The 23,374-nt window shown below is 40.0% G+C and carries 21 protein-coding genes and 2 riboswitches; of the genes, 18 read left to right on the top strand and 3 right to left on the bottom strand.

All coding sequences use genetic code 11. The features are described from left to right. The first annotated feature begins 122 nt into the window (after positions 1–122). The 4 genes from rpiA (at position 123) to G6554_RS26380 (ending at position 2,345) form a co-directional block, all read left to right on the top strand. Positions 123–794 (top strand): ribose-5-phosphate isomerase RpiA, encoded by a 672-nt coding sequence (rpiA, locus tag G6554_RS23025; protein ID WP_166246256.1) that lies wholly within the window; start codon positions 123–125, stop codon positions 792–794. Positions 795–974: 180 nt separating this feature from the next. Next, a complete protein-coding gene (locus G6554_RS23020) occupies positions 975–1,307 on the top strand; it encodes a hypothetical protein (RefSeq protein WP_166246254.1) in 333 nt (110 codons plus the stop codon). 229 nt (positions 1,308–1,536) lie between these two features. Continuing rightward, positions 1,537–1,863 carry a YnfA family protein gene (locus G6554_RS23015; protein WP_166246252.1) on the top strand — a complete coding sequence of 109 codons (327 nt, stop codon included), beginning with the start codon at positions 1,537–1,539 and terminating at the stop codon, positions 1,861–1,863. Between the two features lie 146 nt (positions 1,864–2,009). Further along, complete coding sequence (locus G6554_RS26380) at positions 2,010–2,345, top strand: PilZ domain-containing protein (RefSeq protein WP_166246250.1); 336 nt, start codon at positions 2,010–2,012, stop codon at positions 2,343–2,345. A gap of 94 nt (positions 2,346–2,439) precedes the next feature. Here G6554_RS26380 and G6554_RS23005 read toward each other — a convergent pair whose 3' ends face one another. Beyond that, positions 2,440–3,321: an alpha/beta hydrolase gene (locus G6554_RS23005; protein ID WP_207627729.1), complete on the bottom strand. Its 882-nt coding sequence runs from the start codon at positions 3,319–3,321 to the stop codon at positions 2,440–2,442. A 184-nt stretch (positions 3,322–3,505) separates the two neighbouring features. Between G6554_RS23005 and G6554_RS23000 the strand changes: the two genes are divergently transcribed. From G6554_RS23000 to ribH, 10 genes are all read left to right on the top strand, one after another. Beyond that, complete coding sequence (locus tag G6554_RS23000; RefSeq protein WP_166246246.1) at positions 3,506–4,933, top strand: PTS mannitol transporter subunit IIBC; 1,428 nt, start codon at positions 3,506–3,508, stop codon at positions 4,931–4,933. Positions 4,934–5,140: 207 nt separating this feature from the next. Further along, positions 5,141–7,264, top strand: coding sequence for a BglG family transcription antiterminator (locus G6554_RS22995; protein ID WP_166246244.1), 2,124 nt, complete (start codon positions 5,141–5,143; stop codon positions 7,262–7,264). Positions 7,265–7,266: 2 nt separating this feature from the next. Continuing rightward, positions 7,267–7,704, top strand: a complete 438-nt coding sequence (locus tag G6554_RS22990; RefSeq protein ID WP_166246242.1) for a PTS mannitol transporter subunit IIA — start codon at positions 7,267–7,269, stop codon at positions 7,702–7,704. After that, positions 7,705–8,859, top strand: coding sequence for a mannitol-1-phosphate 5-dehydrogenase (locus G6554_RS22985; protein WP_166246240.1), 1,155 nt, complete (start codon positions 7,705–7,707; stop codon positions 8,857–8,859). Positions 8,860–9,291: 432 nt separating this feature from the next. After that, positions 9,292–11,034, top strand: a complete 1,743-nt coding sequence (locus G6554_RS22980) for an ABC transporter ATP-binding protein (RefSeq protein WP_166246238.1) — start codon at positions 9,292–9,294, stop codon at positions 11,032–11,034. Further along, positions 11,031–12,767 carry an ABC transporter ATP-binding protein gene (locus tag G6554_RS22975; protein ID WP_166246236.1) on the top strand — a complete coding sequence of 579 codons (1,737 nt, stop codon included), beginning with the start codon at positions 11,031–11,033 and terminating at the stop codon, positions 12,765–12,767. The genes G6554_RS22980 and G6554_RS22975 overlap by 4 nt, the downstream gene beginning before the upstream one ends. 198 nt (positions 12,768–12,965) lie before the next feature. After that, positions 12,966–13,098: riboswitch (FMN riboswitch) on the top strand. Between the two features lie 144 nt (positions 13,099–13,242). Then, positions 13,243–13,376: riboswitch (FMN riboswitch) on the top strand. A 142-nt stretch (positions 13,377–13,518) separates the two neighbouring features. Further along, positions 13,519–14,601 carry a bifunctional diaminohydroxyphosphoribosylaminopyrimidine deaminase/5-amino-6-(5-phosphoribosylamino)uracil reductase RibD gene (ribD, locus tag G6554_RS22970; RefSeq protein ID WP_166246234.1) on the top strand — a complete coding sequence of 361 codons (1,083 nt, stop codon included), beginning with the start codon at positions 13,519–13,521 and terminating at the stop codon, positions 14,599–14,601. Positions 14,602–14,611: 10 nt separating this feature from the next. Next, positions 14,612–15,250: a riboflavin synthase gene (gene ribE, locus G6554_RS22965; RefSeq protein ID WP_166246232.1), complete on the top strand. Its 639-nt coding sequence runs from the start codon at positions 14,612–14,614 to the stop codon at positions 15,248–15,250. Between the two features lie 19 nt (positions 15,251–15,269). After that, entirely contained in the window at positions 15,270–16,460 is a 1,191-nt protein-coding gene (locus G6554_RS22960; protein WP_166246230.1) for a bifunctional 3,4-dihydroxy-2-butanone-4-phosphate synthase/GTP cyclohydrolase II, read from the top strand. A 12-nt stretch (positions 16,461–16,472) separates the two neighbouring features. Then, complete coding sequence (gene ribH, locus G6554_RS22955) at positions 16,473–16,937, top strand: 6,7-dimethyl-8-ribityllumazine synthase (RefSeq protein ID WP_166246228.1); 465 nt, start codon at positions 16,473–16,475, stop codon at positions 16,935–16,937. 74 nt (positions 16,938–17,011) lie between these two features. Here ribH and G6554_RS22950 read toward each other — a convergent pair whose 3' ends face one another. Further along, positions 17,012–18,739 (bottom strand): sensor histidine kinase, encoded by a 1,728-nt coding sequence (locus G6554_RS22950; protein ID WP_166246226.1) that lies wholly within the window; start codon positions 18,737–18,739, stop codon positions 17,012–17,014. Continuing rightward, complete coding sequence (locus G6554_RS22945) at positions 18,726–19,442, bottom strand: response regulator transcription factor (protein ID WP_166246224.1); 717 nt, start codon at positions 19,440–19,442, stop codon at positions 18,726–18,728. Before G6554_RS22945 ends, G6554_RS22950 begins: the two co-directional genes overlap by 14 nt. Positions 19,443–19,599: 157 nt before the next feature. On the opposite strand from G6554_RS22945, the gene G6554_RS22940 reads away from it, so the two are divergent. The 4 genes from G6554_RS22940 to G6554_RS22925 all read left to right on the top strand — a co-directional run bounded on the left by G6554_RS22940 (position 19,600) and on the right by G6554_RS22925 (position 23,224). Beyond that, positions 19,600–20,289: a hypothetical protein gene (locus tag G6554_RS22940; protein ID WP_166246222.1), complete on the top strand. Its 690-nt coding sequence runs from the start codon at positions 19,600–19,602 to the stop codon at positions 20,287–20,289. Continuing rightward, the gene (locus G6554_RS22935) at positions 20,289–21,194 is read left to right on the top strand and encodes an ABC transporter ATP-binding protein (RefSeq protein WP_166246220.1); all 906 of its coding nucleotides are present in this window, start codon (positions 20,289–20,291) and stop codon (positions 21,192–21,194) included. Before G6554_RS22940 ends, G6554_RS22935 begins: the two co-directional genes overlap by 1 nt. A 63-nt stretch (positions 21,195–21,257) precedes the next feature. Further along, positions 21,258–21,740, top strand: coding sequence for a PH domain-containing protein (locus G6554_RS22930; RefSeq protein WP_166246260.1), 483 nt, complete (start codon positions 21,258–21,260; stop codon positions 21,738–21,740). After that, positions 21,737–23,224 carry a PH domain-containing protein gene (locus G6554_RS22925; RefSeq protein WP_207343005.1) on the top strand — a complete coding sequence of 496 codons (1,488 nt, stop codon included), beginning with the start codon at positions 21,737–21,739 and terminating at the stop codon, positions 23,222–23,224. Before G6554_RS22930 ends, G6554_RS22925 begins: the two co-directional genes overlap by 4 nt. Positions 23,225–23,374 lie beyond the last annotated feature (150 nt).

Raw genomic sequence — 23,374 nt, 5'->3', positions numbered from 1 at the left:
ATATGTAACTTTAAATATAAAGCTACTAAATAAAGAAAAGTTATGATTTGTATAAGGAATAACTTTTGTACATATTTAACATATGAAGGAATTGACTACTAGTAAATGGGAGATAAAAATCCATGAATGATAAGAAAATGGTTGGAGAAAAGGTTGTAGAATACGTGAAAGATGGTATGGTAGTTGGACTTGGAACAGGCTCTACAGTATTTTATACCATTTCTAAACTTGGAAAATTGGTGAAAGAGGGGCTGTCTATCAAAGGAATTCCAACTTCAATTCAAACGGAGAAGTTGGCGAAAGAGGTAGGAATCCAACTTGTCGGGTTTCATGAAATCGAACAAATTGATTTGGCAATCGATGGTGCAGATGAAGTGGATAATGATTTTAATCTCATAAAAGGAGGAGGAGGTGCTCTTTTAAGAGAAAAAATTATCGCAACAGCAGCTAAATATTTTATCGTTATAGCAGACCCCAGCAAAAGAGTGAATAAATTAGGGGCGTTCCCACTTCCAGTAGAGGTGGTGCCTTTTGGATATGAAATGACGATGAAACATATCGAGGGTCTTGGATGTAACCCACAGCTAAGGCAAAACAATGGGACCCCATTTTTAACCGATAATGGGAACTATATTTTCGATTGCGCATTCCCCATAATAAGTCAACCTGGGGAACTTGAGAAAAACTTGAATCTAATCCCGGGTGTTGTTGAAAATGGCCTCTTTGTTGGAAGGACAGATAAAGTTATTACCTTAAACACAGAAAAGAACATTATTGTTATGGGAAGGGTATAGGGTAATAACATAAAACAGAAGAAAAACCCGTTAGAAGCTTCTTAACGGGTTCACCTCAGGGGTGCAAACATTGTAAAACACATAGGAAAACGTACTTGAATTCGCCATCAAATTCACAGTGTAATTTACAGGGTATGAAATAATTATTGGAGTGTGAGTGAATTTGTTGTGATTTGAATTATGAATAAAGAAATAAAAACCAGTTTATTTTCCAAAACGCTGGTAATGTGGTGTAAAATATTAGAGAAGGAAAAGACACATACTTGTGTACTAAGAAGCGATGAAACTTGTACAGGCGAAAGGGGGAACAAGTTTATTTTAAATAAAGTAAAATCATTCCCCCATAAAATAATATTTGCAATCGGATTAACTTTAAATTTGGCAGGAGTGACATTGGCTAATATTTTGCCATTTGGTATTTGGTCAATATTATTTGAAGGTATCCTATTATTTGTTGGAACTATATTAATAGTGAATGCTTCTGATAAAAAACATTCAAATAAGAGCTTATGAACAATACGAAGGATGACCCGGTGAATTATGAAGTAACAAAGATTTTATGAAATAGAATAGTACCAAAAGAACCTCACGTTCCGCTTATAAACGTGAGGTTTGTTGTTGATATATTAGTTTGAAAATTCGATTGTAAATAATGTAGGATACAATGGAAAGGGAATTTATTTTCGCAATAAAGTTGAATGGAATAAGCTGCATAGTAAATGGCATATAGAAAAGGAGAAATATGATTTATACGATATTTTTATTCATTCTTGCAGGAATTGCTGAAATCGGCGGAGGCTACTTAATCTGGATTTGGTTACGGGAAGGGAAACCCTATTGGTACGGAATAATCGGCGGTATTATTTTGATCCTATACGGAATAATCCCTACCTTTCAAAAGTTTCCTTCGTTTGGAAGGGTTTATGCGGCATACGGTGGCGTGTTTATTATTCTCTCGATCTTGTGGGGCTGGGGCGTTGATAAGAAAGCACCCGATACATACGACTGGATTGGGGCGGCCATTTGTTTAGTCGGAGTCTCCGTTATCCTTTGGGGGCCGAGGCAGTAGATTTCTTCACGTCTCTTAAATTAATATTTCAAATTCTTTACTCATGGTGTAAAATGTAAATACTGGTAAACTGTTAAAAATTACCTAAAGGAATAAATTCTAAGTGACAGTATTTCATTATTGGCAAAGAACCTGGGGAGATCTACATGCAAGATTTATTTAGTCGTAGGGAATTCAATAGAGTAAAGTTCAATAGACCAATTCAATCGTCTATTGAATCCGTCACCTCTATATTCAAAGAAAAGACTGAACCAACAAATGAAGTTACGATTTATGCTCTTGATATGAGTGCGGGGGGAATTAGGTTCGTTAGTAAAGTCGAATTTATGATAAATTTTTTAACCACCTATCGGGTCAAGATAACAATATCTGGTAGAGAACTTGTCCTGTACGGGAAAATAATTAGGAAAAGAGATCTTATTAATAACATCTTTGAATATGGTTTACAATTTAACTATAGTTATAATGAACAAAAAGTTTAAAAGAAATGAAGGTTAACTTTTTATCATTGTTTTAAAAAAAAATCTAAGGTTACCGGGATAAACCCGGGCTTCCTTAGATTTTTTTAAATGATATTTATTGTTCTCCTGCCCGCTTCAAAAACTCCATCACAGCTGTTGTCATATTCTGGGCCTCAACTGAACTACTGCTAACGCCAAACAGTTTTGTCACCTCACGATGTGTAAGTGTTTTTGTTTCAAAGGAACCCACGAGATTACCGGCGACAGCAGCTTTATTCATAAAAGATTCAGTCGATTTTCCCCCTTTTGATACGAGGAAGATGGGCGGCAGATTTTTATTTCCCGCATAGGTAAGTGGGGATGCCTCTGCCCGTGCATTCGTGTCAAGGCCGAAAACTGTTTGATAGCCTGGATTCCCTTGAACAAGTTGGTTAATATCAATCGGTCCATCCAAATTTACAATGGAGTGAATTCTATTTAGTGATAGGCCGATTCTCCCTAAATAGGTGGGATTAGTTCCAATAAGCATGGCCAAATGTCCCCCAGCAGAGTGGCCCATTAAATGAATGTTGTCTCGATCGATTTGGTATTGATTCGCGTGATCATGGACCCACTTTACGGCTGAGGCCACATCAGCAGCCATTTGCTGATAGGTGGCATGAGGATATAGCCTGTAATTGACGGACACAAATACATACCCATCCCTTGTAAAGAATGAGGGTTTCTCCGCTACATTGCTTTTAGTCCCCGCTTTCCAGCTGCCCCCATGAACATAGATGATCACTGGCTGTTTTTGACTGATAGTGGCGTTGGGGCTATAAAGATCTAAGGTTTGTTTAGGATCATCTCCATATGGAATGTTAAACTGAGCGGTTTCTTGTCCATAGGTATGACCGAAAAAATAGACAGATGAACCTGCAAGGAGAAGAAGCAGAAGTAGTAGCGATACATAATATTTCCTTTGTTTAAATATGCTGAGCTTTTCCACGGTGACCATCCTTTCTAGTTGTGCTGCTTAAAACTTATCAATGATAGCATGTGGATATTTTCTCCAAAAACCAAAAAAAATGTTGGCAACAATCATCGTGACAAAATGAAATTTTGTATAAATTGATTAGGGGATGAAACCGCTTTATTATGAAGATAGAAGTTCAACAAATATGTTGAAGGGGGAAAAAGAGATGAATGAAACAACAAAAGATAAATCAGATGTAAAAGTGAAGATACAAAAGTTCGGCAGTTATTTAAGCGGTATGGTCATGCCGAATATTGGCGCCTTTATTGCGTGGGGGCTTATTACTGCACTATTTATTCCAACAGGATGGCTGCCAAATAAGGAGTTTGCAACACTTGTTGGTCCGATGATCACCTACTTACTGCCATTATTAATTGGTTTTACCGGCGGCCGGATGGTCTATGATATCCGAGGTGGGGTTGTCGGTGCAACAGCTACTATGGGTGTCATTGTCGGAACGGATATTCCTATGTTCTTAGGTGCTATGATCATGGGACCTCTTGGTGGGATGGTCATTAAATTTTTTGACAAACTTGTACATGGAAAAATCAAATCTGGATTTGAAATGCTTGTTAATAACTTTTCAGCAGGAATTCTTGGTGGTTTGTTAACACTAGGTGCGTATAAAGGTGTTGGCCCATTGGTTGAAGGGCTAAGCAAAATCTTAGCAAATGGTGTCCAATTTATTATCGACCATAATATGTTACCATTAGCAAACGTCTTTATTGAACCGGCAAAAGTCCTATTCTTAAATAATGCCATTAACCATGGGATTTTAAGCCCACTCGGAATTGAGCAAGCAACAAAAGCAGGAAAATCGATTCTGTTCTTATTAGAAACAAACCCTGGACCTGGTTTAGGGATTCTACTAGCCTTTATGCTATTTGGTAAAGGGACAGCCAAACAAACAGCACCTGGTGCGGTTATTATCCACTTCTTGGGTGGTATTCATGAAATTTACTTCCCATATATCTTAATGAAGCCGATGTTAATTTTTGCCGCAATGGCGGGTGGCGTAAGTGGAGTTTTCACATTCAATCTTCTTGATGCAGGTCTTGTTGCAGCACCATCACCAGGTAGTATCTTTGCCCTACTTGCGATGACACCTAAGGGTGGTTATTTTGCAACACTTGCTGGCGTGGTTGTCGCAACTGCTGTATCGTTTGCCGTGGCAGCTTTAATTCTAAAAACAAGTAAGACGACAGAAGAGGAAGAAGATTTATCTTCTGCAACAGCAAAAATGGAAGAAATGAAGGGTAAAAAGAGTTCTGTAAGTTCTGTCTTAACGAAACAAGAAGAGATCAATCCTGAAAATGTAAACAAGATCGTATTTGCTTGTGATGCTGGAATGGGTTCTAGTGCAATGGGTGCTTCCATTCTAAGAAACAAAGTGCAAAAAGCGGGTCTAGATGTGACGGTTATTAACACAGCAATTAGTAATTTACCGGCAGATGCTGATGTGGTTGTGACACATAAAGACTTAACGGATCGTGCGAAAGCAAAGCTTCCAAATGCCAAGCATATTTCCGTAGAAAACTTCTTAAATAGTCCAAGATATGATGAATTAGTTAATTCATTAAAGAAAGAGTCATAACAAACAGCTAAGAGCCTAGGGAACGTGACTAGGCTCTTTTTTTCTTTCATATTTTAATCATGTCAACAATAAAGTTGACTAATTTATAACTAGCTCATGTTGTATAAAGGATATTGCGGGATTAAAATTAGATTGTCAGTATAATATTTTAATTTTGGCAACAACATAAGCTAGGAGGCTGACGGTCAACTTTTAGGAGTGTGAAATATGTATATTTCCGCAAGAGAAAGACAAATCCTTGAAATCTTATTAAAGAATACGGATGAAACGACCGTGAAAGACCTTGCTGACCAAATTGGTGTTAGTGCAAGAACCATCCACCGTGATTTAAAAAATGTAGAAGATATTCTTGAAGAATACACTCTGTCATTGCAAAAGAAGTCGGGGGTTGGCGTTCAAATCATTGGTGACACGAACAAAGTGCGGGAACTTGAACTCTATTTGTTTAATCTTTCCCACACAGAATACACACCGGAAGAACGGCAAACGATTATTTTATGTGAGCTTTTAGAAACCAATGAGCCAGTAAAACTACTTGGTCTTGCCAACGACTTAAATGTCACGATTGCCACGGTAAGCGCTGATTTAACAAAGCTAGAAGAGAGATTACAAACCATTGGATTAGCACTGGTCCGAAGAAGAGGTTATGGGGTCGAAATTGACGGGGATGAAGGCGCTAAACGAAGGGCGATGAGCAATTTAATTTCTGAGTATCTGGATGAGGCAGAAATTCTCTCCTTAACACGAGAAAATATTCAAAAGCGTGGTGCGCAGCAAATTCATTCCATCTCTGAGAGATTGATGGGACTTGTTGATAAGAAGAAGCTTGTCATTGTTGAAAAAATAGTCAATTCCATTGTTCAAGAATTACCATTTTCAATGGCCGATAGCGCCTATATTGGATTAGTCGTTCATGTAGCCTTGGCTGTGGAACGAATCCAAAAGGGCGAAGGAATAACGATTAACCAAACCTATTTTGAAGAACAAAGAGTATCGAAAGAATATAAATTTGCCGAAAAAATTGTTACTGAGTTAGAGCAGGTTTTTACTATTACTATACCGAAGGCAGAGGTTGCCTACATTACCATGCACCTAAAGGGTGCGAAGGTACGACATGATAATGAATACTTAAATGAGGAAACAGGCCTAGAGATTGCAGTCAAAACAAAAAAACTAATTGAACGTGTCAGCGAATTAACAGGGATTGATTTATCGGCGAATCGCTCCTTATTTGAAGGACTTGTCACCCATTTAAAGCCAGCTATTTATCGGATGAAGCAAAAAATGGGGATAAGCAACCCATTGTTAGATAAAATAAAACGAGATTATACAGATTTGTTTAGTATTGTTAAACAAGCAACCACGCAGGTTTTTCATCATTTTTATGTACCAGATGAGGAAACAGGGTATCTGGTGATGCACTTTGGCGCAGCGATTATGGGAAACCGAGAGCTTGTAAACGTAAGAACGCTGGTGGTTTGTTCAAGTGGAATTGGTACCTCGAAGATGCTGGCAACGAGATTGCAAAGAGAATTCCCTGAGTTGAAGCATATTCAAAATGTTTCGGTTATGGAATTTAAAAAGATGAATAAGGATCAGTATCAGTTAGTCCTTTCCACCATTCCGATTCCTGATTATGAGGCGGATTATATTGTGGTCAATCCCTTTTTAAATAAAGATGAGATTGAAAAGATTCGTACCTTTATCAATGAATATAAGATCGTGAATAATTCCGAGAGACAGCTTCCTATTGCGATCCAAGCGAATAAAAGCCATAAAAGCTCTGCAAGGTTAGCCGAGGAAATGAAGCATATCCACGATTTTGCTGGAACGATTGCCACGATTCTTAAGGGGTTCGAAGTGAACAAACTTAGCGTGTACAAATCGACGGAAGAAATTCTAACCCAATCCTGCCGAAGGCTCTATCAAGAAGGGAAAATTGACAACGTGGAGATCGTTGTTCAAAAGATCCTTGAAAGGGAAAGGTTAGGGGGGATTGGTATTCCTGAAACAGGTATGGCCCTATACCATACGCGTTCTTCACACGTGGTAGAGCCATGCTTTGATCTTACCGTTTTGCAAACACCAGTAACCGTTGCGGGTATGGATGAAAACGATATGGAAATGACCGTAGTAGTATTACTGCTATCACCAGCAAATACATCTGAAAAGGTCTTAGAGGTATTGAGTTTTTTAAGCACCTTGTTAATTGAAAGTGAAGAAAACACAACTATTTTCCAATCACATGACCATGACAGAATCATGGAATTACTCACAGCAAGGTTAGATCAATTTTTCAACGAAAAGTTAAAAGAATTAAGGAGTGTTTAAACATGACAAAATCAATTCTAGCAAAAGAAAATATTCTATTAAATGCCGCTGTGGCTTCTAAAGAGGAAGCAATTAAATTGACCGGAAGTATTCTAGTTGAAAAAGGCTATGTCGAGGCAAACTATATTGAAAAAATGCTGGAAAGAGAACAATTAACCTCTACCTATATGGGGAATTTTGTTGCCATTCCACATGGCACCGAGGATTCAAAGTCGTTTGTGAAGGAATCAGGCATTTCCTTTGTTCAGGTTCCCCAAGGCGTGGATTTTGGCTCCGGAAACATCGTTAAACTGTTAATTGGGATTGCCGGTAAAGATAATGAACACCTAGACATTCTTTCGAAGATTGCCATTGTCTGTTCGGAGGAAGAAAATATTGATAAGCTAGTTTCTGCAAAATCAGCCGATGAGATTCTATCCATTTTTGAAGAGGTGAACTAAATGTTGGCCGTACACTTTGGAGCGGGAAATATTGGTCGGGGTTTTATTGGAAATTTATTATATCATTCCGATTATGAAACTTGTTTTGTCGATGTAAACGATGAGATTGTCCGTTTACTCAATGAAAAGAAGGAATACCGGGTAGTACTTGCAGAACCGGCCCAACAAGAGGACACGATTAAAAATGTAAGAGCCATCAATAGTGCGGCAAACCCTGAACAAGTAATAGCCGCCATTGCGGAAGCCGATTTAGTAACAACTGCCATCGGGCCAAATATTCTTCCGCTGATTGCCGGTTTGATTGCAGACGGTCTGCGTAAACGTATCGAACAAACGGATCGGCCGCTCACTATTATCGCTTGTGAAAATATGATTGGCGGCAGTTCGCTCTTAAAAGAGAAGATTTTTGAAAAGCTAACAGCAGACGAAAAGGCACAATTTGAAGGGCGCTTTGGCTTTCCTGATTCCGCGGTAGATCGGATTGTCCCGAATCAGGTGAATGAGGATAAAATCATGGTGAAGGTAGAACCGTTTTATGAATGGGTGGTAGAGGAGCCGAAGATTATCGGCGAAAAGCCACCTGTTAAGGGGATTACCTATGTTCAAGAGCTAGTACCTTATATTGAACGAAAGCTATTCACTGTTAATACCGGGCATGCGCTTGCAGCATACTTTGGCTATTACTTTGGAATGGAGACAATTAATCAGGCAATGGAGAATCAAGAGATTCGCGGCCTGGTTGAAGGGTCACTTAAGGAAAGTGGCGAATTTTTAGTGGGTAAATATGGCTTTAATGAAGAAGAACATGATAAGTACATTCAAAAGATTATTGGCCGTTTTTCTAATGCTTATATTATTGACGAGGTAACAAGGGTTGGCCGCTCGCCCATTCGTAAACTTGGGCCAAATGATCGCCTAGTCAGTCCCGCAAGACAATATGTAGAAGTGACCGGAAAACAGCCTGAGCATCTATTGAAGGGAATCGCTGCAGCTCTGTTGTATGATTTTCAAGGTGATGAGGAAGCCGTCCATGTGCAAACTGTTATCAAGGAACAGGGTGTTGAAGCGGCAATTCAAAAATACACACAACTTGAACCGGGATCGAGACTCTTTCAAGGAATTATCGAGCAATACAAGCAACTGGAAAAGAAATGAGAAAGATAAGTGGGGCGGTTCCAATACTGGGGCCGCCCTTTTGTATGAAGTGATTTTTCTGACTGTTGACAATACTATGAAAAAAATGGTAACCTTCAAGAACACCAAACATTTTATGGAGGAGGAATGGATAATGAGAGATCTTACTGTCGTCAACGTACATGCTAATTTCATATGTTATCCATACCTGTTTTCTGTCATATAATGAATTCCGAACGTGATGAAGGGTATGGAGATGTTTTCTATCCCTTTCCAAAGAGAAGCATGCTCTTTTTAGGGTATGCTTTTTTTGTTGCCGGATTTTTTGGTGAAGTTGATATCAAAGGAGTAGAGGACGATGTGGTGTAAGCAAACAAGATTGATTTTCAAAAAGGATTGGCTAGATTGCGGGTAGTGATGGTTTACAGAATGTAGGGAAAGTGGGTTTGATACATGTTTGATGTTTTAGGAAAGTTAAGCTGGTTTTTTAAACAGTATCGGAAGCAGTACGCCATTGCCGTTATCGTATTAATAATAGCCAGTGTGTTGGAAGTGGTTCCGCCGTATTTACTGGGCACTGTTATTGATGTTTTAACAGCGGGTAAAATGACAAGAGCGATATTAGGTCAATATATGCTCATTTTTATTGCGATTATTGTCTTTGGTTATTTATTAAATTTTGTGTGGCAATACCGTTTATTTGAAGGGGCTATTAATCTTGAAAAAATAATGCGCCGTAAATTAATGCTGCAATTTTTAAAAATGACGCCAACCTTTTATGAAAAGAATCGGACGGGTGACTTAATGGCACGTGCGACAAATGATTTAAATGCTGTTTCAATTACAGCGGGATTTGGGATCATGACGCTTATAGATTCCACGTTATATATGGGTGCCATTATTTGTGCAATGGGGTTCATGATTTCATGGAAATTAACGTTTTTCGCTATGCTGCCAGTACCAATTATGGCCGTATTAATTCAATATTTGGGTAAGCTTGTCCATGAGCGATATATGAAGGCACAGGACTCATTCGGTGAACTGAATGATAGTGTTTTAGAATCTGTTGCCGGAGTCCGTGTCATTCGGGCTTATGTTCAGGAGAAAAAGGATGAAATGAATTTTGCTGACATGAGCGAAGAAGTATACGCGAAAAATATGGATACTGCGAAAATTAATGCCTTATTCGGGCCGATTACAAAAGTTGGAACAGGTATTAGCTATGTTGTCGCACTTGGTTACGGTGCCTTTCTTGTGTCTAATGGTGAAATGACTGTCGGCCAACTCGTTACCTTTAATGTTTATTTAGGAATTGCCGTATGGCCCATTTTTGCTATTGGTGAATTAATAAATGTGATGCAACAAGGGAATGCCTCACTTGATCGGGTCCAAGAAACCCTTGAGTATGTGGCAGATGTCCAAAATACGAGTGACCCTGTTGCCGTTAAGACCCCGAGTGTGATTGGGTTTGATGATTTGATGTTTCAATACCCGACGAGCCAGGTGAAAAATTTACAACAAATTTCGTTGTCACTTAAAAAAGGGGAAACCCTTGGGATTGTTGGCAAAACGGGCGCAGGAAAAACCACCTTTTTACGGCAGTTACTGCGGGAATACCCACTTGATCAAGGTCAATTATTGATTGCCGGAACAGATATCGCTTCGCAGACAAAAGAACAAATTCTAGATTGGATCGGGTATGTACCACAGGACCATGTGTTGTTCTCACGGACCATTCGGGAAAATATCTTATTCGGTAAGGAAGATGCGACAGAAGCTGAATTGCAGAAGGCCATTCAGCTTGCCTACTTCAAAAAGGATTTAGAGAACCTGCCGATGGGGCTTGAAACACTTGTCGGAGAAAAAGGGGTCTCCTTATCAGGCGGACAAAAGCAGCGGGTGTCAATTGCCCGTGCACTTATTAAGGATCCGGAAATATTAATTCTTGATGACTCCTTATCAGCAGTCGATGCCAAGACGGAGACTCGTATCCTACAAAACATTCAGAATGAACGAAGCGGGAAAACCACCATTATTACGACCCATCGTTTATCTGGTGTGCAGCACGCGGATCAAATTATCGTGCTAGATGAAGGACAAATTACCGAGCAAGGGACGCATGAGGAACTTATCAGGAAAAATGGCTGGTATAAAGAACAATTTGACCGTCAACAGTTAGAGGGGGGCGGGGCATGAGGACGAGTAAACGATTAACGAACTATGCGCTTTATTTCAAGCGGCCGATCTTTCTGGGGCTATTATTCTTAACGATCGCTGTAGTTACGGAACTTGCAGGTCCATTCATAGCAAAATATATTATCGATGAACATATGACCATTGGAAAAATAGATATGAAGCCGATTGCCTGGCTCTTGTGTTTATATTTTATCTTAGCCGTGGCAACAGCGATATTCCGTTATTTTATGTATATCTATTTGCAAATGGGCGCGAATCGTGTTGTCCAACGATTACGGCAAGACGTATTTGCGCATATTCAAACATTGCCGATTCAATATTTTGATCAATTGCCGGCAGGAAAAATTGTCGCACGTGTTACCAATGATACCGAAGCCTTACGGAATTTATATGTGCAGGTGCTTTCTAACTTCGCAACAAGCTTCATTTCGATTGCAGGTGTCTATATCGCCCTGTTTATTTTAAATTGGAAGATGGCAATGATTGCCTTAATCATGATACCGATTATTTATCTTTGGATGATTTTATATCGAAAATATGCTGCCCAATACAATGGGGTGATTCGGACAAAAATTGCCGATATTAATGCGATGATCAATGAGTCCATTCAGGGAATGACCATTATTCAAGCCTTTCGCCGCGAAAAGCAAATGACGAAGGAATTTGATGAGATGAACGAAGAACATTATGCCTATCAGCGGAAATTATTATTTTTAGATTCGGCCACTTCCTTTAACTTAGTGAATTCGTTGCGTCTCATCCTGTTTGCGATTTTTATTGTTTATTTTGGGACACAATCATTCACAACAGCGGAGATCGTGTCCTCGGGTACACTTTATGCGTTTGTGGATTACTTAACGAGATTATTCAATCCAATCACGAATGTGGTCAATCAGTTTTCACAACTGGAACGCTCCCTCGTTGCCGGGCAAAGAGTATTTGAGGTGTTAGATAACACCGGTGAGAACGTATCACAAGAGACAATGCCGCGATACGACGGGCATGTCCTTTTTGAAGATGTTTCATTTGCCTATAAAGAAAATGACTATGTGTTGAAGAATTTATCGTTTGAAGCGAATCGCGGTGAAACGGTCGCACTTGTTGGCCATACGGGTTCTGGAAAGAGTTCGATTATGAATCTATTGTTCCGTTTCTATGACCCATCGAAGGGGAAGATTTGTATTGATGGGATTGACGTAACAAATGTGCCAAGACAGACGATTCGTCAACATATGGGCATTGTTCTACAAGACCCCTATTTATTTACCGGAACGATAGCATCGAATGTAAGTTTGAATGACCCGAAAATTACCCGTGAAAAAGTGGAAGAGGCCTTGACTGCAGTCGGTGCCGAGCGGGTCCTCAAAAATCTTGAAAAAGGAATCGATGAGCCTGTTATTGAAAAAGGCAGCACCCTTTCCTCAGGTCAGCGGCAGCTTATTTCTTTCGCCCGTGCGCTTGCCTTTGATCCGGCAATATTAATTTTGGATGAAGCAACCTCGAATATTGATACAGAAACGGAAGAAATCATTCAGCATGCAATGGAGGTTCTGAAGAAAGGGCGAACGACCTTTATTATTGCCCACCGCCTATCGACCATAAAAAATGCCGATCGCATTCTTGTTTTAGAACGCGGTGTCATTAAAGAACAAGGCACCCACGATGAATTACTTGCCCAAGGCGGTATATACAACCAAATGTACCAAATGCAAGCAAAATCACTACAGGTATAAAAATAAAAGGGGTCAGTCACTCGTGGTATAAAACGACGGGGGACTGACCTTTTTTGTAAGAGTATTGTTTTGGTTATATTGATTCTCGAGTAAGGCTGGGTAGGAGGAGGAAGGCGCATGGGGCGGCCCTTTTTGCCCAACAGATCCAATTAGTATGATTTCTGAAACTATTCGTGCTATAATATAGGATAAATATGAATAGTCCTTCGGGGTCGGGTGAAAGTCCCAATCGACGGTGATGAAGAAATTCTAAGCCCGTGAGCCTTTTATAAAGGCAGGATTTGGTGTGAATCCAAAGCCGACAGTATAGTCTGGATGGGAGAAGGACGTTTGAGTACGCTTATTTCCTTATGAAGAAAAACACACTTCAAAAGGTTTATTTGGCGATGCTTATAACACGAAAACTCCTAACCCCCCGTAGACATATTCTATGGGGTTTTATTTTTGCGTAAAACCTCAAAATAATTTCATATGCAAAGTCCTTCGGGGTCGGGTGAAAGTCCCAATCGACGGTGATGAAGAAATTCTAAGCCCGTGAGCCTTTTTGAAAAGGTAGGATTTGGTGCAAATCCAAAGCCGACAGTATAGTCTGGATGGGAGAAGGACGTATGCGCAATGGTACCAGCTTGTGAAGAAAAAATAACCTTCAGTAGGCTTATTTAGTGTTGCCATTTTACATACTCTCCCTAAACTCCTTAGTTGACTTATTCTAAGGAGTTTTATTTTTGCAAAAAAAGGAGGAGGGAATAAGATGACGGATGAGTTCTATATGGATTTTGCCTTGAAATTGGCCCAGGTTGCAGAAGGGCAAACGGCACCGAATCCTGTCGTGGGTGCCGTGATGGTAAAGGATGGCGAAATCATCGGATTTGGTGCCCATTTGAAGGCAGGAACCGAGCATGCTGAGGTTCATGCACTAAAAATGGCAGGAAGTCGGGCCAAGGGAAGTACTATTTATGTAACGCTTGAACCATGCAGTCATTATGGAAAAACACCTCCATGTGCGATGGCCTTAATAGAATCCGGTGTGGAACGTGTAGTCATCGCCTCTGTGGATCCCAATCCATTAGTTGCTGGCAAAGGTATTGCTCTTTTGCGAGATGCTGGGATTGAAGTGAAAACAGGTGTTTTAGAAGAAAAGGCAGATGCATTAAATGAGGCGTTCTTTCATTTTATACAACAAAATAGACCTTTTGTGACATTGAAGCAGGCAATTACGTTGGATGGTAAGTTAGCAGCACAGCCTGGTTTTGGTGAAAAGATTACCGGCAGTGAGGTGCAGCAAGATGTGCACAATGATCGCGAGAAACAGGATGCCATTTTAGTTGGAATTGGTACCATCTTATCTGATAATCCAAGCCTCACAAATCGCTTGGGTAAGACGAAGAGACAACCAATTCGAATCATAGTAGATACGCATTTAAAGATGCCGCATGATAAAAAAGTGATCACGGATGGCCACTCACCAACGTGGATTGTCACCGGATCGGATGCAGCGGCTGAAAAGATAGCTAGTTTTCAACAACCACATGTAAAAATCATCCAACTTTCAACGCGTGCCATCGATATTACCGAGCTGCTTGCGGAGCTTGGAAAACGTCAGGTGATGAAACTTTATGTAGAAGGTGGTAAAACAGTCAATGCCAGTTTTTTGAAATCAGGCTTTGTAAACCAATTGATTACCTATGTTGCACCAAAGATTGTCGGCGGTAATCGGGCAGTTCCGATGTTTGCTGATTTAGATGTACAGCAAATGGAGTACGCTTACGAATTGAACTTTCAACATGTAGAAGTGATTGGTGGAGACTTAAAAATAACGTCGGTACTGAAATGAGGTGACAATCATGTTTACAGGAATTGTAGAAGATTTAGGTAAGGTTAAAGCAATGAAAAATGGGCCTCATAGTATGCAGCTAACGATAGAATCCCAAAAAATAATTGAAGATATCCATTTGGGCGACAGTATCGCGGTAAATGGCGTCTGCTTAACCGTCACCTCTTTTTCGGCTGGCACCTTTACGGTTGATGTGATGCCGGAGACGGTAAAGGCAACCAATATCCAGTCGTTACAAATAGGCCACCCTGTCAATTTGGAACGGGCGATGCCGGCAAATGGCCGATTTGGCGGGCATTTCGTCTCCGGGCATGTGGATGGGACAGGCACCATTTTACGAAAAAGGAAAGTTGAAAATGCAGTATATGTAGATATCGGCATCAGCGAAGAACTGAGTAAATATTGCGTGCTAAAGGGATCAATTGCGATTGATGGAATCAGTTTAACCATTTTTGATGTAAAACCAACACAGTTGACCGTTTCACTTATTCCTCTTACTTTTAGTGAAACGATTCTAGGAATTAAAAGAGAGCAGGATGTCGTGAATATTGAAAATGACATGCTCGGAAAATATGTGATTCATCAGTTGGAACGAAAGAAAGAGAGTTCGCCGATTACGATGGATTTTTTAAGACAGAATGGATTCTAGAAAAGGCGGTGTATTGACAATGTTTCATACCATTGAAGAAGCAATGGAGGATTTGAAAAAGGGGAAAATCATTATCGTGGTCGATGATGAGAATCGTGAAAATGAAGGGGACTTTTTGGTGCTGGCCGATTATGCAACACCAGAGAATATTAACTTTATGGCTACAAACGGCCGCGGCTTAATCTGCACCCCTATCACGAAGGAATTAGCGGCACGTCTCGATTTACATCCGATGGTTCAGCACAATACGGATAATCATCAAACGGCTTTTACAGTTAGTATTGATTACAAGGATACAACGACTGGTATTAGTGCCTTTGAGCGGTCTGAAACGATTTTACAGCTGTTAGACGGGGAAGTCACCGGCACGGATTTTCGCCGGCCTGGTCATGTGTTCCCGCTTGTAGCCAAGGAAAACGGTGTACTTGAGAGAAATGGACATACGGAAGCAGCCGTTGATTTTGCGAAGCTTTGCGGTGCGCAGCCTGCCGGGGTTATTTGCGAAATTATGAGTGATAACGGTGAAATGGCAAGGGTGCCAGAGCTAATGAAATTTGCGGAAACGTATGATTTGAAGTTGGTGACGATTGCCGATTTAATCCGCTATCGTTATGAACATGAGCAGCTTGTAAAACGTGAGGCATCAGTGAAACTGCCAACATCATTTGGCGAATTTCAGATGGTTGGTTATTCCAATCAGCTAGACGGGAAAGAACATGTTGCTATCGTGAAAGGCGATATTCTTAAAGAGGAGGCGCCACTTGTTCGGATCCATTCTGAGTGTTTGACAGGGGACGTTTTTCATTCAAAACGATGTGACTGCGGGCCGCAATTGCATCTGTCATTAGAAATGATAGAAGAAGCGGGCCGTGGTGTTGTGCTCTACATGGAACAAGAAGGCAGGGATATTGGTCTGCTAAATAAGTTAAAAGCCTATGAGTTGCAAGAGCAGGGGTATGATACAGTTGAAGCAAATGAGCAGTTAGGATTCCCGGCGGAAATGCGTGATTATGGGTTATCGGCGCAAATGCTCCGAGATTTAGGGATTACCAAGGTGCGTTTGATGACAAACAATCCTGAGAAACTAGAAGGCTTAACAAAATACGGTATTGAAGTAGTAGAGCGCGTGCCGCTTGAAATTGAGGCTGTAGCAGAAAATAAACAGTATTTAATGACAAAAAAAGTAAAGATGAATCATATTTTAGCATAGGAGAGATGACAAATGGGACAAGTATTTGAAGCACAATTAGTCGGTACAGATTTAAAAATTGGGATAGTGGTAGGAAGATTTAATGAATTTTTAACAAGTAAATTATTGGGTGGGGCAATGGATGGCTTAAAACGTCACGGTGTGTCCGAAGAAGACATTGATGTCGCATGGGTACCAGGCGCGTTCGAGGTACCATTTATCGCGAAGAAGATGGCAGAAACGAAAAAATACGATGCCATCATCGGTTTGGGAACCGTTATTCGTGGATCTACTACTCATTACGATTATGTATGTAATGAAGCAGCTAAAGGGATTGCCAGTGCAGGCTTAACAACAGGGGTGCCAGTTATGTTCGGAATCGTGACAACAGAAACGATTGAGCAAGCTATCGAACGTTCTGGAACAAAATCGGGCAACAAAGGCTACGATGCGGCGGTATCCGCCATTGAAATGGCGAATTTGAATCGATTGTTTTAATCTTTGAGGTCAGTTCCTCGGCAGTGGTTAAGCGGCGGGGGACTGACCCATTTTCAAATTAGTGCCTTCCTTATTTATAGCGGGAGGATGATTCGAACGGTAGTGCCTTTTTGAGGTGCACTTTTTACACTAATGGATCCTTCGTGTAATTGTACCAATTGTTTGGTGATTGCCATTCCCAGCCCCGTTCCACTGCCAGAGTCATTTGTATTCGTACCCCGGTAGTAGCGTTGGAAAAGCTTATTGAGCGTTTCATTGTCCATGCCGATCCCATTATCTTCAATCGTAATCATCAATAGATGTTGTTCAATTGATGAAATGGATACTGTAATCTTTGTGCCAGAAGGATTATATTTGATGGCATTCGTCAGCAGGTTATCCATTATTCTATGAAACCATTTGGGATCAATGGATGCGAAAATAGTTCCATGATGCGGCTGGAAGACGAATTCCTTTTCATTGTTAGTCGGATCATTGATGAAATGGATGATCGTATGGCGGACGAATTCGTTCATATCTACCTGTTCTTTTGCCAGCAGCAATGCCTGATTTTTTAAGCGATAGGTTAGGGTGAGTTCCTCAAGTAAGACCATCATATATGTCGACTTTTCTGTTATGATTCCGGCGAATTCTCTTGTCTCTGCTTCTGTCCACGAATAGTTTTCGGCTTCAAGCATTTGCGCATAACCAGCGATGGAGGAGAGCGGTGTTTTTAAGTCATGGGAAAGACCGCTAATCCATTCTTCCCGCGTTTGCGTCATTTTCCTCCTTTGTGTTTCGTTTTGTTTTAGGGTCTCCGTTAATTGTGAAAGGGTTGCAATGAGATCCTTGTACAAACGATATTTCCTTTTTAGTTTTCCTTTTTTATTTAACATCAGTGAATGTTGATGGAGATCATGTGGCTGTTCAAATAAACCACTACCGAGATTTTGAATCCATTTCATCATTGAAATTAACGGGCCTCCGAATTTACGTGCATACCAGAATGTTCCTATCAACAATAGCAGAAATAATAATACAGAAATGACGACGAACCCTTTACTCATCGTTTTCACCATGCTTACCTCAGAATTTGAGGTTGACCTAGATTCATGACTGCTGACAATTATCGTTTGTTCCGAATTTGGATCAAAGTGAGCAGCAGTGGTGTTGTATTTTTTCTTTGATAAGCTGTGAAGCTCCTGAATGGAGTATGTAATGGGTTCCTTATCTGTACCGAATTGATCTATCACTTTTCCTGTTGAATCAACCAGTTGAGCCTGGACATTTTCTTCCTTCATTTGGCGTCGCACTGCTGCAGAAAGATGAAGTTGAGGATCACCCCAATCGAAATTTGCTTTAATTTCGTTTAAAAGATGTGTCTCGACATTCTTTCTACCAAATAAAAGTAAATAGTGCTGGGATCCCTTTTCCTTTAACAGCCAATGTGTGTATTCCATAGAAACTGAGTGATCTTGCAGTAGAATGGATGCCAGCTCACTCTGCTTAAAGTGGGCTGGCATCTGTGTCGGTGCATGGTAAGATCCAATGACTTTGCCTTTTGGTGTTAGGACAAGAAGCCAGCCCTTTTGAGATGCCGTTAGCTGTTTTAATTCAGTATCAAATGTTGCTTTATTTCCATGTATCGTAATCCTTTTAGAAAAAAAGGAGTCATCAGCCTTGGACAGATCTTCGATCACCTCATTGTTCATGATCGAAAAGCCAATGACTCCCCAGATGGAGATTATTAGAAAGAAGAATAAGATAAACACAATGGTTAATTGGATGAAAAATTGTACAATAAAACGTTTATGGATGTTCATGGCTACCACCATTAGGTACAAATTTATAGCCAATCCCTCTTACGGTAATAATATGACGCGGCTTACTTGGATTGTCCTCGATTTTTTCCCGGAGCTTCCTAATGTGGACCATAACAGTATTATCCTCACCAAGAAATTCTTCACCCCATACTTTTTCATAAAGCTGACTTTTACTAAATAGCTGATTTGGATGTTTACAGAAGAAATACAGAAGTTGATAGACCTGTGCTGGTAATTCCACAGTTCTTCCTTTTACCGCCACTTCTCCAGAGAGTGTGTTTACATGGAGAGGGCCATATTGGAAAAGTGGTTTAGACGTATTGGTGATTTTTCCTGTGTGCCGCCGCAAATGGGCTTTGATCCTTGCAACGACCTCTAGGGGATTGAATGGTTTTGTGATGTAATCATCTGCGCCTAATGCAAAGCCCGAAAGTTTATCCAAATCTGTGGACCGTGCTGTCAGAAAGAAGATCGGGGCATCGGTCGTTTCTCTAATGAGCGGGCAAATTTCAAAACCACTGCGATTTGGAAGCATCACATCCAAAAGGATTAGGTCATATCGTTTCGTTTGACATAAGGACAGAGCATCCTCCGCTGAACTTGCCGTATCGATTAAGTTAAATGCTTCCTTTTTTAGAATCGTTGTTAACATATGTAAAATGGCTTTCTCATCATCAACAATTAATAATTGAGGCTCGTGCATAATGAAACTCCTATTCTATTTCAGTCTTCCATTATCATATCACCCATTTGCCAAAAATCTAGGAATTAAGGAAAAATTAAGGTGGTGTTTTAGAGAGGATAAGATAGAAACGCTATAATGATGGTATGAACTAGTAAGATGAAGGGAGAAAAAATGTATGTTTGTAATCGGTAAAAGGGAATTTATAAGTTTATTCAAAGGGGTAAAATCGGTGGTTGTCATTGCAATCTTACTTGTAACCTCCTATTATTCAGCCAAGTTTGCTAACCTTCTAATGGCTGGGGTAGAACTTTCAGCAAAGGAGGCCGAAAATATTCACACGGTTGGCTTATTAGGACTGTTGTTATGCCTAGGTCAATTATTTATCGCTGGTCTCTCCCATGATGCAATCAACCATGAGACTCACGAACGCACAATGCGATTTTTAGTAACTAGAACGTCTAGAACTTCTATCTTACTAGGGAAGTTTTTTGGTATTTGGTTTTTTTGGTTGATTTGTTTGACGTTTTCTTTCTTACTGATCGGTATTTTTGCGAAAAAAATTGATTTTTTTATCTTTTCTCAGACTATAAGTTTAATAACCTTCCAAATCGCTTTGACCATCTTGCTTTCTGTCCTGATCCCAAAACCAGGGTTTACGATGTTTTTAGGGATTGTAGTTGGTTTGGCTTTTCCAATTTTGGGGTTTTGGCTTGTATTTACACCGAATGTTTGGGTGAGTTGGATGAAGTTTAGTATACCCTTTTATTATTTGGAGCGTGATGACTTTACCTTTTTGGTTATTTTCCTATTGGCTGGTATCCTGCTCTTCATTGCAAATTTCATTTTTAAAAGGAGAGATTGTTGATGCTTGCTTTAGAAACAAAACAGCTAATGAAATCGTATGGACAAGTTCCAATCGTAAAGGGGATTGATCTAACCGTAGAACGGGGGGAAATCTTTGGTTTTCTAGGTCGTAACGGTGCCGGTAAATCTACTTTTATAAATATATTAACAGGCATTATTCAACCAAGCTCTGGAACATACTCATTGTTAGGTGTAAAAGGTCCAAATGATCAAGTGAAAAAACGGATAGGGGTTATGCCTGATTACTCCACTTTATATGACTCTTTAACCGCGATGGAGCATATAAAATATCTCTCGGCTTTGTCAGGAAAGCCAGCCGGAAAGGAATGGTGCTTGGAGGTCCTTAAGTTAGTGGGACTTGAAGCTCATGCTAGAAAAAAGGCGGCTAAGTTCTCTTTTGGGATGAAAAAGAAACTAGGGATTGCACTAGCGATCATCCATGACCCTGAATTCATTTTTCTCGATGAACCCACTTCTGGTTTGGATGCAGAATCCGTGCTACATATCCATAAGCTGATCCGCGAACTGCAGAAAAGAGGAAAGACACTTTTCATGACATCCCACAATCTGGACGAAGTGGAGAAATTGTGTACTCGAATTGCGATTATGAAGGAAGGTAGGATTACCAAAAGTGGTACAATGGAAGAACTTAGAGAGTTCTATCGGTCGACCATCAAGGTTAAGATCAAGCATTCTCCTGTGCCGGTATCGGAACAGATGAACTTACATCAGTGGCTGAAGACAGCCGGAACTGACCTGGAAATGAAAGATCCCTTTGTCACGATTACTGTCAAAGATGAGAAAAAAATTGCTGAAATTATTCGGGCCATCCAGCAGTGTAGGGCAGATGTCCTTCGTGTGGAAGTAGAAGAACCCTCGCTAGAAGAAATATTTTTAGATAAATAGTTTCGAAGTTAAACGAAACATAACGTCATCGAAAGATAGAAGGTGATATTTTTGTATTCTCAAATGAATATGCCTCAAAAACGTGTATCTAAGGATGCGGTGAAGGTATGGATAATAAGTGAAACGATTTCGAATGTAATTGGATTGCTCATTCTGGGCATTCTACTTTATCTGGACTATCGTTTTTCTTGGAAAGAGTGGATTGGCTGGATGCTAATCGGACTGGTTGCGGTTACGACGCTGGGCGCAGTCTGGTCATGTGTTCATCCCTTTCTGCTTTATAAAAGCTGGCGTTATGATGTGGATGAGGAGTTTTTGCAATTGAAATCGGGTGTAATAAATGAAAAACATCATCTTGTCCCAATGACCAAAATTCAGTCAGTAGCAACCAAACAAGGACCGTTACTTAGAAAATACGGTCTCTGTTCTATTTCGGTTGAAACGATGGCGTCTGCTCACACGATTCCGGCCCTGCCAAAAGAAGCCGCCATTGAGTTAAGAAACCAGATTGCCCAATATGCGAAAATTAAGGAAATAGAGTCATGATGAAGGCAAAACGTTATCACCCGCTTCATATTCTTTTGAATGTATGGCAGCTACTAAAGAGCACCTTTTTTATTTTTATTTTTTTGTTTGTGATCAAGTCGGGCTCGCAATCACCGTTTATTACATATGGTAGAATCCTTTCTTTCATAGTTATTGGAGCGTCTATTATTTCCATTATATTAGAATGGTTCACTCATAAATATAAACTTGATGATCGCACTTTTTATCTTTACAAGGGAATTTTCAGTAAATCAGAGCGAACCATTCCCTTTTCGAAAATACAAAATATCAACCGACATACTTCTCTTTTTCATCGGATGTTTAAAGTGACGTCCATCAGCTTTGAAACAGGAATGACAGGTGAGGAAGCGGCTGTAAAATTTAAAGTGGTTACGCAATTAGAAGCGGCGCGAATGGAAGAGCATATAACAAGTGAAGTAAGCGATCATACTATGAATCGGTCATCCTCAGAAAAGGCTGTAGAAAAAGTAGATTCAAACCGAATTTCTCATTTTAGGCCACTGAAAGGGGATATCTTAAAAGCTAGTTTTACTTCGTTAAGCTTTCTTGTATTTCTTCCTATACTTGCTTCGCTTTATTCCAAAGTTGATGAAATCTTTCATGTCGAAAAAAAGACAGAGGGGATCTTTTTCACGATCATCCATTCTTGGTGGGTTGTGACAACCATTGTGATCGTCCTCATCATTGCGTCTGTTATTTTTGGCATCGTAAGGACATTTTTAAAATATGGGAAGTATGAAATCTCCTCTGACCAAGACCGCATTTACATTACAAAAGGGGTCATCGATGAAACGTCCTTTTCCATTGCAAAAGAAAAAGTACAGGCTATTGAAATAAAACAGTCTATCATGAAACGATTGCTTGGGCTTACCGAAGTGAAACTGACTAGTGCGGGTAGTCTTATTTTAGGAGAAGATACGCTCGAAATTAATTCACTTTACCCCTTCCTTCCTGTTAAGCGGGCCTATGAAATGGTATCGGAAATGTTACCAGCTTATAAAGTCACACAAACGATGAAGAGACTTCCGAAAAAATCCCTATGGGTTCGCTTGTTTAGCCCAAGCTGGATTTGGATGATTGCAACGGCTGTTCTGTATTGTTTTAAGCCCGATGTCTTAGGCGTGGAGCGGGCTTGGTGGATTTTATCGACTACACTGTTAATGATTATTATTGCAGTAAGATGGCTGGATTACCTGCATACACTCTTTATTTTGAATGAACACTTCATTCAATTGAAAACGGGGGGTCTGACTACTTCGTTATTCGTTTCCAAACGGGATAAAGTGATCGAGGTAAATGTAAAGCGGAATATTTTTCAAAAATGGCTAGGTCTCGCTTCAATAGAAATAATTAATCGAGCCAAACCGGTACAGCACAATGGGATTGAGGATGTGCCTGTGGAATTTGCTGAATCATTTTACAACTGGTATATCGGACGAGGGAATGAAATTAAAGTTGAATAAAAGAACTTAGGGTCAGTTCCACTCCTTTGCACGTAAGTAATTAAATTGAATTAATCATATGATTTTCTAAATCGTAATTATTAACGTTTGTCAGTTGGATAAGAGGAGACGGGATATCAATGAGTGAAAAAAATGAGAAGTATAATACAA

The sequence above is a fragment of the Bacillus sp. MM2020_4 genome, from assembly GCF_011250555.1.
GTDB lineage: Bacteria > Bacillota > Bacilli > Bacillales > Cytobacillaceae > Neobacillus.
The sequence above is the reverse complement of the archived record's forward strand: the minus strand, read 5'-3'. Positions and strand labels throughout refer to the sequence as shown.